Raw genomic sequence first — 12,469 nt, 5'->3', positions numbered from 1 at the left:
CCGGTAACCGGGAGCCGCCGCAGAGTGGAACGCCACGTTCGGAGGCGGGCGAACCCGCCCTCGTGTCAGTGCGCGGCGGGCTCGACGACCTCGGCCGTCTCGGTCTTCGTGCTCCGCACGAACAGCGCCACGACGACCGCGATCGCGGAGATCGCGCCGCCGTAGAACAGGGCGGCGTGGACGCCCGCGGCGGTGGCGTCGACGACCGATGCGCCGGCGTCCAGCTCGGCCACCGAGTGGCGCGTCATCACCGTCACGAACAGCGCGGTGCCGGCGGCGCCCGCGACCTGCTGCAGCGTCGAGACGGTGGCGCTGCCGTGGGAGTACAGGTGGTGCGGCAGTGAGCCGAGCGCCGAGGTGAGCAGCGGCGTGAACATCAGCGCGAGGCCGACGCTCATCGCGACGTGCACCGCGACGACGAGGCCCTGCGACGTGTCCGTGTCGAACATCGACATCGACCAGAGGGCGGCCGAGGTGATCGCGGCGCCCGGGGCGACCAGCGGGCGGGGGCCGTGCTGGTCGAACAGGCGGCCGACGAACGGCGCGAGCAGGCCCATGACCAGACCGCCGGGCAGCAGCACGAGCCCCGTGTCGAGCGTGCTGAGGCCGAGCACGGTCTGGAGGTAGATCGGCAGCAGGATCAGCGTGCCGAACAGCGCCATCATGCTGACGGCGACGAGGACGACCGCGATCGAGAAGCTGCGATGTGCGAAGGTGCGCAGGTCCAGCAGGGCCCGCTCGCGCAGCGACAGCTGGCGCAGCACGAACACGACGAGAGCCAGGGCGCCCACCGCGATCGGGATCCACGGCGACACGGGCACCTCGCCCGCGGCGGCCTCGCCGATGCTGCTGAGGCCGTAGATGAGGCCGCCGAACGCGAGGGCCGAGAGGACCACCGAGGGCACGTCGATGGGCACGTCGACCGGCTCGGTCACGTTCCGCACCCACGCCGCGCCCAGGACGAGCGCGACGAGCGCGATGGGGAGCACGAGCCAGAACATCCAGCGCCAGTCGAGCTGGTCGAGGACGAGGCCCGAGATCGTCGGGCCGATCGCGGGCGCGACGGAGATGACGATCGAGACCGTGCCCATCATGCGACCGCGGCGGTCGGCCGGCACCAGGTTGAGGATCGTCGTGATCAGCAGCGGCATCATCAGCGCGGTGCCGACGGCCTGGACCGCGCGAGCGGCCACGAGCACGCCGAAGGTGGGCGCCAACGCCGCGAGCAGCGTGCCGGCGGTGAACGAGATCATCGCCGCCATGAAGACCCGGCGCAGCGGGAAGCGCGTCAGCACGAAGCCGGTGATCGGGATGACCACGGCCATGGTCAGCAGGAACGCCGTGGTCAGCCACTGCGCCGTCGTCGCCTGGACGTCGAACTCGCGCATCAGCTCGGGCAGCGCGACGCTCATGATCGTCTCGTTGAGGATCACGACGAAGGCCGAGCCGACCAGCAGTGCGATGAGGCGGCCGGAGTGGTCGGTGCTCGAGGTGGGCGGTGCCGAGGTGGCAGTGGTGGTCACAGTGCTCCTGTGCGGTCGTGCGGCGGGGGACGGGTCGCCCGAGGCGACAGTGGTCCTGAACGCGCCGCCGCGCGTCCTTGTTCCCATCCGTCACAGCCGTGACATGACTCACGCGGCGACGTACCCTCGCTGGAGGAGTCCGACAGGTCCGGGGGGATCGAGCATGCGGGGATGGGCAGCGGCCGTGGTGGCCGTCATGACGATGGTGCTGGCGGCGACGGCGATGCAGCCGGCGGTGGCCGAGGCACCCGCGACGCAGGTGACCGGCCGGATCGTCGACGATCTCGACCGCCCGGTGAAGGGCATGAAGGTCCGGCTCACGCCAGCCGGCGGCGGTGCCGCGATCGACCTGGTGACGTCGGCGACCGGCGAGTTCAGCACGACCGCCGCGGCGCCCGGCCAGTACACCTTGGTCGCGGAGGAGTACTTCACCGACAGCTTCTACTGGGAGCCGAACCCCGTGAAGTACACCTGGGTCGACCCCGTCACGGTGACGGTGCAGGAGGGCACGACCTCGCTCGGCACGTTCGAGGTGGCTCGAGGCAGCACGGTGCGCGCCACCGTCACGACGCCATCCGGCCACCGTCTGCCGCGCTACCTCGTGGAGGCGAAGGGAGCGACCAGCCCGGTGTTCGGCGAGCGCTACTCGTTCACCGACGCCCGCGGAATCCTGACGCTGCGCGGCCTGCCGACCGGCACGTGGCCGTTGACGGGCCGGCAGGACTTCTCGGACAACATCCCGAAGGTGACGTTCCCGTCGCTGGTCAGGATCTCGAAGCCCGGCGAGGTCGTCCGCAACGTCAAGCTGGTGACCAAGGTGCACTGGTCGACGTTCCTGCGCGACCGCGGGTACGTGAGGAACGGGGTGCCGCTCGCGGGGCCCGGTGAGGTGCGGTTCGGGGTCCGGATCGGCAACACCTACCGCACGCGCGCCGAGTTCGACCTGTGGCGCGACAAGCCGCTGCGCCTCTCGCTCTACCGCGACGGGAAGCGCATCAAGTTCCTCTACGTGAAGCTCGGGAAGTCGAAGATCTACACGATCAAGCAGCCGAAGGGGACGCACACGTACAAGTGGATCTGGGGCGGCGATCAGGACACGTTCCGCATCGCGTCGAAGCCGCTCACGCTCACGGTGCGCTGAGGCTCCTTCGGAGCATTGTCGGGGCCGCACCGGCGGCGTACCTTGCGAAGATGGGCGCAGGTTCCCCGACGAGCCCGGACGCGCAGTTCCACGCCGGCATCGCGGAGGTCTACCAGCGGCTCCTCGTGCCGATGATCTTCGAGGAGCCGGCGGAGCACCTCGCCCGCGTCGTGGCGGAGACCACCCCGTCCGACATCCTCGAGACCGCCGCCGGCACCGGAGTGCTCACGAGGGCGCTGGCGCGCAGCTGTCCGGACGCCCGCCTCACCGCCACCGATCTGAGCGAGTCGATGCTCGACACGGCGAGAGCGCAGGACGCGGGCGACGTCCGCTGGCGGCAGGCCGATGCGCTCGACCTTCCGTACGGCGACGAGGAGTTCGACCTCGTCGTGTGCCAGTTCGGCGTCATGTTCCTGCCCGATCGCGTGCGGGGGCTCCGCGAGGCCCGGCGGGTGCTGCGTCCCGGCGGCACCCTCGCCTACACGGTCTGGGACCGCATCGAGACCAGCGAGGTCCCGTGGGTCGTCCACTCCGCCCTCGTCACGGCGACCCCGCACGAGCCGCTGGACTTCATGAGCCGCCTGCCGCACGGCTACTTCCACGTCCCGCACCTGCGCGACGACCTGGAGGAGGCCGGGATGCCGGACGCCACGATCAGGTCCCTCGCCGGGACGAGCCGCACCACGGCGGCCGAGGCCGCGGAGGCCTTCTGCCACGGCACGCCGCTGCGGCTGGCGATCGAGCGGCACTCGACCATGGAGCTCGAGGAGGCGACACGGATCGCCGAGGACGCCCTGAGGCGTCACTTCGGACCCGATCCGATCGAGGCCCCCACCCGCTGGATCGAGGTCGTCGCCCGCCGACCCGCCTGACGAGGCTCAGGAGGTCGGAGCCAGCACGGCGGCGCGGCGGTCGTCCCGCTCGCGGCGCCACGCCCTGGCGGCGACGGTGCCGGTGGCGCCGACCGCGGCCAGGACCAGCAGGGCGTCGAGCCAGCTGGGGAGGCCGCCGAGGGCCGCGATGATCGTGACCCCGTTGACCAGGATGACCATGCCGCCGACCATCGTGCCCATCGGCGCGTGGGGGAGTCGGCCGGCGAGACGTGCCGCGATGGGAGCCATGACGGCACCGCCGAGCGCGAGACCGAGGACGGGCAGCCACGGGATCCCGTGCTGCGCGGCGCCGGTGAGGAAGCCGAACGAGACGGAGACGGCGACGAGGAACTCGGCGGCGTTGACGGTGCCCACCACCTGGCGCGGCTCGTGGCGGGTGACGGTCATCAGGCTGGGGGTGACGACCGGACCCCAGCCACCGCCCCCGGTCGCGTCGACGAAGCCGCCGAGCAGGCCGATGGGGGAGAGCCAGCGCGCAGTGTGGCCGTTCCTCGGCGTCGGGATCAGCCGGATCCCGAGGCCGAACCGGGCGAAGATCACGAAGCCGAAGAAGAGCAGCAGCCCCGACATCCAGCCCTTCGCCGAGGCGAGGCTGATGGTGGTGAGCACGACGGCGCCCAGGAACCCGCCCACCGCGCCCGGCAGCGCGACGCGCACCAGGACCGCGGTGTCGATGTTGCCTTCACGCCAGTGCGAGAGCCCGCTGATCAGCGTCGTCGGCAGCTTCGCGGCGTGGGTGGCGGCGCTCGCCGTGACGGGCGCGACGCCCATGAACAGCAGCACGGTGGCCGACGTGACGCCGAAGCCCATGCCCAGGGTGCCGTCGACGAGCTGAGCCAGTCCGCCCGCCAGCGCGAAGGCCACGACGATCCCCATGTCACCTCGCTCCGACGTCCGTAGTGGTCAAACACGAGTAGATTAGGTGACTTTGAGCTCAAGGCGAGGGGTGTCCGGAACGTGGGACGCCCGCTCGGGAGCGTGCCCTCCGGCACGCGCCGGGGCCCCGCGTGAGACGTTGGTCGTGAGTGCCCCCTCTCGAGAGACTGACCATGAACGCGCCTTCGCACCTCCCGGCCGCCGTCCTGTGGGACATGGACGGCACGATCGTCGACACCGAGCCGCTGTGGATCGGCGGCGAGTACGAGCTCGCGGCGCAACACGACGCGGTCTGGACCGAGGAGGACGCGCTGTCCCTCGTGGGCAGCGACCTGCGGGAGGCCGCCGTCTACATCAAGCGCCGCATCGGCTCGGACATGGAGCCCGAGGAGATCACGGCCTGGCTCGGGGGCAAGGTCGCCGCGGGCCTGCGCGAGAAGCAGGACTGGCGCCCCGGAGCGGTCGAGCTGATCACGGCCCTGCGCGAGGCCGGTGTGCCGCAGGCGCTCGTCACCATGTCGTACGACTACATCGCGGAGCCGGTGGTGGAGATCCTCGGGTTCGACGCCGTCGTCACGGGCGACGCGGTCACGCACGGCAAGCCCCACCCCGAGCCCTACCTGCGCGCGGCGGAGCTGCTGGGCGTGCAGGCCGCCGACTGCGTGGCGATCGAGGACTCCCGCACGGGAGCGGCGTCCGCGAACGCCGCCGGATGCCACGTGGTGGCGGTCCCGCACGCGGTCAACGTGCCCGAGGCGCCGCGACGCACGATCATCACGAGCCTCACCCACCTCACAGTCGAGGACCTCGGGCGCCTCGCCGCTCTCTGACGCCGGAACTCGCGCTGCGCCACCGCCCCCAGAAGGCGAGCCGCCCGCGACGACGCCAGTACGTTGTACCCATGAGTGGCGGTTGGCGCATCGCGCGCATCGCGGGCGCGGACATCGTCGTGCGTCCCTCCCTGCTGGTGATGGGCGTCATCCTGGTGATCGTCTTCGCGCCGCAGTTCGAGTCGCTCGGTGCGGGCCCCGACCCGTACCTGACCGCGATCGTCTTCGTCCTGAGCCTGTACGTCTCGGTGCTGCTGCACGAGCTGGCGCACCTCGCCGCCGCTCTCTGGTTCGGCATGCGGGTGTCCGCGGTCGAGCTGCACCTGCTCGGCGGCGAGACCCGGATCGAGGGAGACTCGCGTCACCCCTGGCAGGAGCTCGTCACCTCGATCGTCGGACCGCTGAGCTCGTTCGTGCTCGGCATCGCGGCGCTGTGGGGCGCGACCGCGACGACGGGCGCGAGCCACTCGGTGCTGTGGTCGGTCGGCTTCATCAACCTGCTGATCGCCGTCTTCAACATGCTGCCCGGCCTGCCGCTCGACGGGGGCCGCGTGCTGCGCGCCCTCATCTGGGCGGTCACCGGCAGCGAGGCCAAGGGCGTGCGCGTCGCCGGCTGGATCGGCCGCGTCGCCGCCCTCGTCCTGGTCGCCTTCGCCGTCCCGATGATGTTCGGCGACGACACGTTCGCGATCGGCCGGGCCCTGCTGCTGCTCGCCGTCGCCCTCTTCCTCTGGCAGGGCGCGTCCTACGCCCTCAAGCAGGGCGTCGCGCTCGCCCGGATCGGTGCGCTGAGGGCCGAGAGGCTCATGCGTCCCGAGCCGCCGCCGACCGGCGCGGTGCCGATCTCGGTCGACCTCAAGGGCCGCGACCTGCTGGTCGCGATGGCGGAGAATCCCTCGAACGCGTACGCGTTGGTCGACGACCGGGGCACGGTCGTGGGGACCCTCTTCGCATCCACCGTCGACCGCGCCTATCGTGAAGCCGGATGAACCACCAACGCACCGGCCCCTTCGTCGAGGGTGAGTGGATCCGACTCTCCGACCCCAAGGGCCGCAAACACAACATCCAGCTCGTCGCCGGCAAGGAGTTCAGCACCAAGAAGGGGCAGATCCGCCACGACGACATCATCGGCCGCCCCGAGGGCATCGTGGTCGAGACGTCGCTGGAGTTCCCGTACCAGGTGTTCCGCCCGCTGCTGTTCGAATACGTCGTCTCGATGCCGCGCGGCGCCGCGATCATCTACCCCAAGGACGCGGCCCAGATCCTCGTCCAGGCGGACATCTTCCCCGGCGCGCGCGTGATCGAGGCCGGCGCCGGATCGGGCAGCCTCAGCTCCTACCTGCTGCGCGCCATCGGGCCCGAGGGACACCTCGAGTCGCACGAGCTGCGCGAGGAGTTCGCCGAGACCGCCCGCAAGAACGTCGAGCAGGCGCTCGGCGGCGTTCCGGACACCTGGACCCTCACGGTCGGCGACCTCCGCGACGCGGCGGACGGCCCCGAGGTCGACCGCATCATCCTCGACATGGTCGATCCGTGGACCTGCATCCCGCTGGCACTCGAGCGCCTCGTGCCCGGCGGCATCGTGTGCGGCTACGTCGCCACCACCACGCAGCTGTCGCGCTTCGTCGAGTCACTGCGCGAGTCGGCCGGGTTCACCGAGCCGCACGCGTGGGAGACCCTGGTGCGCGACTGGCACCTCGAGGGCCTGGCGGTGCGCCCTCACCACAAGATGAACGGGCACACGGCGTTCCTCGTCACCGCGCGGCGCCTGGCACCCGGCCAGAAGCCGATGCCGAAGACGCGGCGCCCCGCTCCCGGCGCCTACGGCCCCGACTACGTGGGACCGCGTCCGGCCGACGTGTGAGGCTCAGCCCAGGTCGGTCACGAGCGACTGCACCTCGAGCACCGGCACCGTGACCGTGTCGCTGGACTCCATCGTCAGCAGCTCGTCGTTGCCTGCCGGCACCGCGAACGGCGCGCCGTCCAGCTCGAAGCGGATGTCGTAGAGGATCCGCATCGTGGCGACGTGCGAGCCGCTGCGGCGGAACGTCATCGAGCAGGCGTCCGACCGGGTCGTGACCACCGGACAGCTGATCGACTGCCCGGCGGCACTCACGGTCATCTCGCGCGGCTCGGCGATCGCCACGAGGCCGAGCGCCTCCGAGCCCACGATCGGGTTCGACGAGGCGCCCTCGGCCCACCACCACGTGTCGAGGTTGACCAGCGTGCGAGTCGGCGGGTTGTGGACGGGGGTCACGTCCGGGAGGACGATCCGGCCGTACGCGGCCAGCAGGCGGTCGCGCACCGAGACGGTCTCGAACTCGGTGTCCCAGTACCAGTTGCGGTACTCGGTGCCGTCGGGCCCCATGCAGCCGACGTAGATGATGTGGTCGGCGTCGTCGGGCTTGTCCGAGATCGAGTCGCCGCGCTCGCGGATCTCCTCGACGTCCTGGTAGACCGCGGGATCGTTCATGAAGCAGGCGCGATCGCCCATGCAGAAATCGTCGTAGACGTCCTGGTAGGTGCACGAGGGGGTCGCGTTCCCGCCGCCGCCCCCGCCACCGCCGGAGTCGCCGCCGCCACCCTCGGACCACTGGATGCAGCCGTAGGTGGCGGAGCCGTCGGGCTGCTGGATGAGGCCCTCCTTCAGGCACACGCGGTCCGCGGCGGCGGGGGAGGCCATGAGGAACCCGCCCACGAGCACGAGGGTCAGGAGGGCGCCGAGGCGGCGTGCGAGGCCGGTCATGCGCCGCAGTCCTTCGCGGGCAGCTGGCTCTGGTCGATCGGCTCGGCGACGAGCCAGCGGTCGTCGACGCGGACCACCTTCATGCCGCGGGGACCCCAGCCGTTCTCGGGGTACTGGACCTCCTGGCCCTTCGGCTTGAAGCCCCAGCCGTCCTCGTTCTCGCAGACCACGAGCGTGGCGCTGTCGCCGGACAGGTCGACGACCTCGGGGTCCTTGACCTCGGACTGACCCACGCGGACGAGTCCGGACTCGGCGTACTGCCGCGCGAGCGCGCGCTCCTTCTCGATCCGGACGGGCGCGACGGTGGCCTCGTAGGCGTCCTCCGGCACCGTGCCCGAGTTCTCGATCGTGCGCTTCTCCTCGAGGAAGGCCGTGTACGCGGCGGCGACGGCCGTCTCCTCGTCGTCGGCCGTGGGGGAGGCCGAGGCCGAGGCGCTGGGACGCGGACCCGCCGGGTCATCGTCGTCGCCACCGCAGCCGGCCAGTCCCAGGCTCAGCGTCAGGGCGCACGTCAGCGTCAGGAGAGTCCCTCGAGTCATGGCCCACATCGTAGTCAGGACACGCCGTGGGAGCCTGCCCGTGCACCGCGCAACACGATCGCAACACATCCGTCGCGAGATGGACTGGTGAGGACGTGCTCGGCGGGTAGGGTCGTAGCAATCCCTCCAGGAGGTGTCACATGACCGGTAGCGAGTACACCGACAGGTACGCCGAGGCCCGCCTCGCCGACGCCGAGGCGCGCCTGGCCAGCACGGCCGCGCAGAACGAGCGCCTGACCTCCACCCTGCGGGAGGCGCGCGACCAGATCGTCGCGCTCAAGGAGGAGGTCGACCGCCTCGCCCAGCCGCCCACGGGCTTCGGCACGTTCCTGCAGCGCAACGAGGACGACTCGGTCGACGTCATGACCGGCGGCCGCAAGCTGCGGGTGAACGTCAGCCCCGCCGTCGACAAGGACGCGCTGCGCAAGGGCCAGGAGGTCATCCTCAACGAGGCCATGAACGTGGTCGCGGCGTTGGCGTTCGAGCAGATCGGCGAGGTCGTGATGCTCAAGGAGCTCATGCCCGACGGCGAGCGCGCCCTCGTCCTCGGCAACGCCGACGAGGAGAAGGTCGTCCGGCTGGCCGACACCCTCGCTCAGGAGCGCCTGCGCGCGGGCGACTCCCTGCTGCTCGACAGCCGCGCCGGCTACGTCTACGAGCGCATCCCGAAGTCCGAGGTCGAGGAGCTGGTCCTCGAGGAGGTCCCGGACATCGACTACACCAGCATCGGCGGCCTGGGCAACCAGGTGGAGATCATCAAGGACGCCGTCGAGCTGCCCTACCTGTACCCCGAGGTGTTCGTCGAGCACGAGCTCAAGCCGCCGAAGGGCATCCTGCTCTACGGCCCGCCCGGCTGCGGCAAGACGATGATCGCCAAGGCGGTCGCGGCGAGCCTGGCCAAGAAGGTCAGCGAGCGCACGGGGGAGGAGGGTCGCTCCTACTTCCTCAACATCAAGGGTCCCGAGCTGCTGAACAAGTACGTCGGCGAGACCGAGCGCCACATCCGCCTGGTCTTCCAGCGGGCGCGCGAGAAGGCCGGCGAGGGCACGCCCGTCATCGTCTTCTTCGACGAGATGGACTCGCTGTTCCGCACCCGCGGCTCGGGCGTCTCGTCCGACGTCGAGAACACGATCGTCCCCCAGCTGCTCAGCGAGATCGACGGCGTCGAGGGACTGGAGAACGTGCTGGTCATCGGCGCCTCGAACCGCGAGGACATGATCGACCCGGCGATCCTGCGACCCGGTCGCCTCGACGTGAAGATCAAGATCGAGCGCCCCGACGCCGAGGCCGCACGCGACATCTTCAGCAAGTACTTGACCACGACGCTGCCGCTGCACGAGGACGACCTGCGCGAGTGGAACGGCGACCGTGAGGCGTGCGTGCACGGGATGATCCAGCGCACCGTCGAGCGGATGTACACCGAGAGCGAGGAGAACCAGTTCCTCGAGGTCACCTACGCCGGCGGCGACAAGGAGATCCTGTACTTCAAGGACTTCAACTCGGGCGCGATGATCCAGAACATCGTCGACCGCGCGAAGAAGATGGCGATCAAGGACTTCCTCGACCACCGCAGCAAGGGCCTCCGGGTCCAGCACATGCTGCAGGCGTGCGTCGACGAGTTCAAGGAGAACGAGGACCTGCCCAACACCACCAACCCCGACGACTGGGCGCGGATCTCGGGCAAGAAGGGCGAGCGGATCGTCTTCATCCGCACGCTCATCACGGGCAAGGGCGGCAACGAGCCGGGTCGGTCGATCGACACGGTCGCGAACACGGGACAGTACCTCTGACACTCGAACTGCGCGTGGTCCGCTACGACCACCCGGACGCCGTGAAGCTCACCGAGCTGGTCCAGGCCGAGTACGTCCGGCGCTACGCCAGCGAGGTGGGCGACTCCTCGCCGATGCACCCTGAGGAGTTCGACCACCCCAACGGGATCTTCTTCATCGGCTACGTCGACGAGGTGCCGGTCGCCATGGGCGGCTGGCGCCGCGGCGGCCCGGCGGGCGACACCGACGGCGAGATCAAGCGCATGTTCGTGCTCGACTCCCACCGCGGACAGGGCCTCTCGCGCCAGGTGCTGGAGGAGCTCGAGCGCAGCGCCGCCCGCCAGGGGATCCGCCGCCTCGTCCTCGAGACCGGCACCGAGCAGCCCGAGGCCATCGCGCTCTACCGCTCGGCCGGCTACGGCGACGTGCCACCCTTCGGCTACTACGCCGAGTACGACGACTCCGTCCACCTCGGCAAGGTCCTCTGACCGGTCCCCGGCCCCAGATGTGTAGCGGTATCCACCCTCTTTCGGCCCATCGGCCGAAAAAACGGTGGACAGCGCTACACATCTCGCGCGCCGGACGGCGCGCGCGTAGCCCGGGCGGGGCTCGCGTGACGACGTAGGCTGGCCAGCGTGAGCGTCCGACGAGTCCAGGGGTCCGAGGTCGAGTACGGCATCGCCGTGCAGGGCCAGCCCCAGGCGAACCCGATGGTGGCCGCGACCCACGTGGTCAACTCCTACGCGGCCGCGAACGGCCTCACGCGCCGCGCCCGCTGGGACTACGAGGAGGAGAGCCCGCTGCGCGACGCGCGTGGCTTCGACCTCGGCCGTGACGCGGCCGATCCCTCGCAGCTCACCGACGAGGACATGGGCCTGGCCAACATCATCCTGACGAACGGCGCCCGCCTGTACGTCGACCACGCCCACCCCGAGTACTCCAGCCCCGAGGTCACCAGCCCCCTCGACGTCGTGCGCTGGGAGAAGGCCGGCGAGCTCGTGATGCTGCGCGGTGCCCGGCTGGCGGCACGGGTGCCCGGCGTCGCGCCGATCATGCTCTACAAGAACAACGTCGACAACAAGGGCGCCGCGTACGGCTCGCACGAGAACTACCTCATGCGTCGCGACGTGCCGTTCCTGTCGATCGTGCGCCAGCTGACGCCGTTCTTCGTCGGCCGCCAGATCATCACCGGCGCGGGCCGCGTCGGCCAGCACCAGGACGGCAGCGTCCACGCGTTCCAGATCAGCCAGCGCTCGGACTACTTCGAGGTCGAGGTCGGTCTCGAGACCACGCTGAAGCGGCCGATCATCAACACGCGCGACGAGCCGCACGCCGACCCGAAGAAGTACCGGCGCCTGCACGTCATCATCGGCGACGCGAACCTGTCGGAGACCTCCATCTACCTCAAGCACGGCACCACGTCGCTCGTGCTGGCGATGATCGAGGCCGACGCGCTGCCCGAGCCGCTCGAGCTGGCCGAGCCCGTCCGCGCGCTGCACCAGATCTCGTACGACCCCACCCTGCGCACCACCGTGCAGCTGGCCGACGGGCGCAGCATCACCGCGCTGGAGCTGCAGGAGCACTACCTCGAGCACGCCCGCAAGTTCGTCGAGAGCCAGGGCGACGACGACCCGCAGACGCTCGACGTGCTGGACACGTGGGAGTCGGTGCTCACCCGCCTCGCGGACGACCCGATGAGCCTCGTCCGCGAGCTCGACTGGGTGGCCAAGCTGGCGCTGCTGGAGCAGTACCGCGAGCGCGACGGCCTCGACTGGGACCACGCGAAGCTGCACCTGGTCGACCTGCAGTACCACGACATCCGCCCCGAGCGCGGGCTCTACCACAGGCTGGTGGCCGCCGGGCGCATGGAGCGGCTGCTCGAGGACGCCGCGATCGAGGAGGCGGTCACCGAGCCGCCGCACGACACCCGGGCCTACTTCCGCGGCCGCTGCCTGCAGCGGTTCTCCGCCGACATCGCCGCGGCGTCGTGGGACTCGGTGATCTTCGACCTGCCCGGACACGACTCGCTCCAGCGCGTGCCGACGATGGAGCCGCTCAAGGGCACCGCCGAGCACGTCGACGGACTGTTCCAGCGCGTCGGGAGCGCCGCAGAACTCTTCCGGGCCATCACGGGCCGCTAGTGGATAGGGTG

Annotated in this window: 12 protein-coding genes; 8 read left to right on the top strand and 4 right to left on the bottom strand. The window is 70.6% G+C overall.

Annotated elements, in window-relative coordinates:
* Nucleotides 1-65 precede the first annotated feature (65 nt).
* Nucleotides 66-1,523: an MDR family MFS transporter gene (locus tag O3S82_RS09200; protein WP_269302316.1), complete on the bottom strand. Its 1,458-nt coding sequence runs from the start codon at nt 1,521-1,523 to the stop codon at nt 66-68.
* A gap of 163 nt (nt 1,524-1,686) precedes the next feature.
* Here O3S82_RS09200 and O3S82_RS09195 point away from each other — a divergent pair, with 163 nt between their 5' ends.
* Nucleotides 1,687-2,664, top strand: coding sequence for a carboxypeptidase-like regulatory domain-containing protein (locus O3S82_RS09195; RefSeq protein WP_269302314.1), 978 nt, complete (start codon nt 1,687-1,689; stop codon nt 2,662-2,664).
* 50 nt (nt 2,665-2,714) lie between these two features.
* Nucleotides 2,715-3,536 (top strand): class I SAM-dependent methyltransferase, encoded by an 822-nt coding sequence (locus tag O3S82_RS09190; protein WP_269302312.1) that lies wholly within the window; start codon nt 2,715-2,717, stop codon nt 3,534-3,536.
* Nucleotides 3,537-3,542: 6 nt separating this feature from the next.
* On the opposite strand, the gene O3S82_RS09185 is transcribed toward O3S82_RS09190, so the two are convergent.
* The gene (locus O3S82_RS09185; protein WP_269302310.1) at nt 3,543-4,433 is read right to left on the bottom strand and encodes a sulfite exporter TauE/SafE family protein; all 891 of its coding nucleotides are present in this window, start codon (nt 4,431-4,433) and stop codon (nt 3,543-3,545) included.
* 173 nt (nt 4,434-4,606) lie between these two features.
* Between O3S82_RS09185 and O3S82_RS09180 the strand changes: the two genes are divergently transcribed.
* The 3 genes from O3S82_RS09180 to O3S82_RS09170 all read left to right on the top strand — a co-directional run bounded on the left by O3S82_RS09180 (nt 4,607) and on the right by O3S82_RS09170 (nt 7,127).
* Nucleotides 4,607-5,263 carry an HAD family hydrolase gene (locus O3S82_RS09180; RefSeq protein WP_269302308.1) on the top strand — a complete coding sequence of 219 codons (657 nt, stop codon included), beginning with the start codon at nt 4,607-4,609 and terminating at the stop codon, nt 5,261-5,263.
* Nucleotides 5,264-5,334: 71 nt separating this feature from the next.
* Nucleotides 5,335-6,252 (top strand): M50 family metallopeptidase, encoded by a 918-nt coding sequence (locus O3S82_RS09175; protein ID WP_179424297.1) that lies wholly within the window; start codon nt 5,335-5,337, stop codon nt 6,250-6,252.
* The gene (locus O3S82_RS09170; protein ID WP_269302306.1) at nt 6,249-7,127 is read left to right on the top strand and encodes a tRNA (adenine-N1)-methyltransferase; all 879 of its coding nucleotides are present in this window, start codon (nt 6,249-6,251) and stop codon (nt 7,125-7,127) included. Before O3S82_RS09175 ends, O3S82_RS09170 begins: the two co-directional genes overlap by 4 nt.
* 3 nt (nt 7,128-7,130) lie before the next feature.
* Here O3S82_RS09170 and O3S82_RS09165 read toward each other — a convergent pair whose 3' ends face one another.
* Nucleotides 7,131-8,009, bottom strand: a complete 879-nt coding sequence (locus O3S82_RS09165; RefSeq protein WP_269302304.1) for a hypothetical protein — start codon at nt 8,007-8,009, stop codon at nt 7,131-7,133.
* The gene (locus O3S82_RS09160; RefSeq protein ID WP_269302302.1) at nt 8,006-8,548 is read right to left on the bottom strand and encodes a hypothetical protein; all 543 of its coding nucleotides are present in this window, start codon (nt 8,546-8,548) and stop codon (nt 8,006-8,008) included. Before O3S82_RS09160 ends, O3S82_RS09165 begins: the two co-directional genes overlap by 4 nt.
* 140 nt (nt 8,549-8,688) lie before the next feature.
* Between O3S82_RS09160 and arc the strand changes: the two genes are divergently transcribed.
* From arc to dop, 3 genes are all read left to right on the top strand, one after another.
* Nucleotides 8,689-10,338, top strand: coding sequence for a proteasome ATPase (gene arc / locus O3S82_RS09155; RefSeq protein WP_179424301.1), 1,650 nt, complete (start codon nt 8,689-8,691; stop codon nt 10,336-10,338).
* A 14-nt stretch (nt 10,339-10,352) separates the two neighbouring features.
* Nucleotides 10,353-10,805 carry a GNAT family N-acetyltransferase gene (locus O3S82_RS09150; RefSeq protein ID WP_269302300.1) on the top strand — a complete coding sequence of 151 codons (453 nt, stop codon included), beginning with the start codon at nt 10,353-10,355 and terminating at the stop codon, nt 10,803-10,805.
* A gap of 147 nt (nt 10,806-10,952) precedes the next feature.
* On the top strand, nt 10,953-12,458 hold the full coding sequence (gene dop, locus O3S82_RS09145; protein WP_269302299.1) for a depupylase/deamidase Dop: 1,506 nt from the start codon (nt 10,953-10,955) through the stop codon (nt 12,456-12,458).
* Nucleotides 12,459-12,469: the final 11 nt, after the last annotated feature.

This window comes from Aeromicrobium sp. HA (assembly GCF_027171405.1).
Lineage (GTDB): Bacteria > Actinomycetota > Actinomycetes > Propionibacteriales > Nocardioidaceae > Aeromicrobium > Aeromicrobium tamlense.
Note: the sequence above shows the minus strand (reverse complement) of the source record. Positions and strands in the feature narration are given on the sequence as shown.

Coding starts and splice junctions, on each gene's coding strand:
- O3S82_RS09195 (WP_269302314.1), top strand. CDS start 1,687: ATGCGGGGATGGGCAGCGGCCGTGGTGGCCGTCATGACGATGGTGCTG.
- O3S82_RS09190 (WP_269302312.1), top strand. CDS start 2,715: ATGGGCGCAGGTTCCCCGACGAGCCCGGACGCGCAGTTCCACGCCGGC.
- O3S82_RS09185 (WP_269302310.1), bottom strand. CDS start 4,433: ATGGGGATCGTCGTGGCCTTCGCGCTGGCGGGCGGACTGGCTCAGCTC.
- O3S82_RS09180 (WP_269302308.1), top strand. CDS start 4,607: ATGAACGCGCCTTCGCACCTCCCGGCCGCCGTCCTGTGGGACATGGAC.
- O3S82_RS09175 (WP_179424297.1), top strand. CDS start 5,335: ATGAGTGGCGGTTGGCGCATCGCGCGCATCGCGGGCGCGGACATCGTC.
- O3S82_RS09170 (WP_269302306.1), top strand. CDS start 6,249: ATGAACCACCAACGCACCGGCCCCTTCGTCGAGGGTGAGTGGATCCGA.
- O3S82_RS09165 (WP_269302304.1), bottom strand. CDS start 8,009: ATGACCGGCCTCGCACGCCGCCTCGGCGCCCTCCTGACCCTCGTGCTC.
- O3S82_RS09160 (WP_269302302.1), bottom strand. CDS start 8,548: ATGACTCGAGGGACTCTCCTGACGCTGACGTGCGCCCTGACGCTGAGC.
- arc (WP_179424301.1), top strand. CDS start 8,689: ATGACCGGTAGCGAGTACACCGACAGGTACGCCGAGGCCCGCCTCGCC.